This is a genomic window from Bacillus sp. HY001 (assembly GCF_007558965.1).
GTDB classification, from domain to species: Bacteria; Bacillota; Bacilli; order Bacillales; family Bacillaceae_G; genus Bacillus_A; species Bacillus_A mobilis.
The window spans coordinates 1-1,155 of the sequence record NZ_VLTE01000183.1; the positions used below are offsets into that span (position 1 = coordinate 1).

Here is a 1,155-nt window from a genome sequence, read left to right on the forward strand (position 1 = left end):
GGGGCAGGTTTTTATTTAAATGCAACACAAGATCCATGGGCAAAGCATTATCATATGTATACGTATATCGTAGATGAATTAACAGCTATTGCGTCAACATTGATTCCTAATTTTTCAGGAGAAGAAAGTATAATGGGTCATTCAATGGGAGGTCATGGTGCTTTAGTAATTGGCATGAAAAATGCTGCGAGATTCAAAGCGATTTCTGCCTTTTCTCCTATTGTAAGCCCTAGTCAAGTCCCATGGGGCATAAAAGCCTTTTCCTCTTATTTAGGTGAAGACAAAGATTCTTGGAAAGAATGGGATGCGTCAGAACTGGTTAAAGAAGCTGGTATGCCACCTGTTCTCATTACGCAAGGAATTCAAGATGAGTTTTATCCAAAACAATTAGATGAAACAATTTTCCTAAAGAATGCTCAGAAAAATAATCAAGTAGTAAATTACAAGAAAATAGAGGGTTATGATCATAGCTATTTCTTTATTGCTACTTTCTTAGAGGAACATTTTGCTTTTCATATGAAGTACTTAAGATAATTCTTTTTTACGAAAAATATCCACATTGTAATTGAATGTGGGTATTTTTTGATAACTGCATGTTGTTATATTTTTAAGTTTATTATCTATAAAATAAGAAATTATTTGAAGCATGGGTAAGCTAATTGGGGGTATCGTTAAATTGAATTTCAAAAAAATGTTAGTCAATGACCGTGTTAAACCATACTTATTAAAAGCCCGTTATGGGATTGAAAAAGAAAGTAAACGAGTAGATTTATCGGGAAATTTAGCTAAAACAGATCATCCTAAAAGTATTTCGTTGCGAGATGATCATCCATATATTCAGCGTGATTTTTCAGAATTACAGATGGAAATAATTACACCTGTTACTGAGACATTAGAGGAACTGTTTGATTACCTAGCAGCAATACATGATGTTGCTTATCGTTCTATGGGTAAGAATGAAATGCTTTGGCCATTAAGCATGCCACCACAGTTACCAGAAAAAGACGAAGATATTGTGATTGCAAAATTGAAAAATGCTGAGAATGTTCAATATCGTCAAACTTTATCGAATTCTTATGGCCGTCGTAAACAAATGCTTTGTGGTGTTCATTTTAACTTTGAATTTGGCGATGAGTTAATTCAGGCTTTATTTAA

1 protein-coding gene and 1 pseudogene are annotated in these 1,155 nt (G+C 33.4%); both read left to right on the top strand.

Features of this window, described 5'->3' with window-relative positions; translation table 11 throughout:
- On the top strand, positions 1-534 hold a 534-nt coding region (locus tag FOT98_RS30280), incomplete at its 5' end, for an alpha/beta hydrolase-fold protein (RefSeq protein WP_144291219.1).
- Positions 535-676: 142 nt separating this feature from the next.
- Positions 677-1,155, top strand: a pseudogene (locus tag FOT98_RS30285) (bifunctional glutamate--cysteine ligase/glutathione synthetase); the annotation flags it as partial.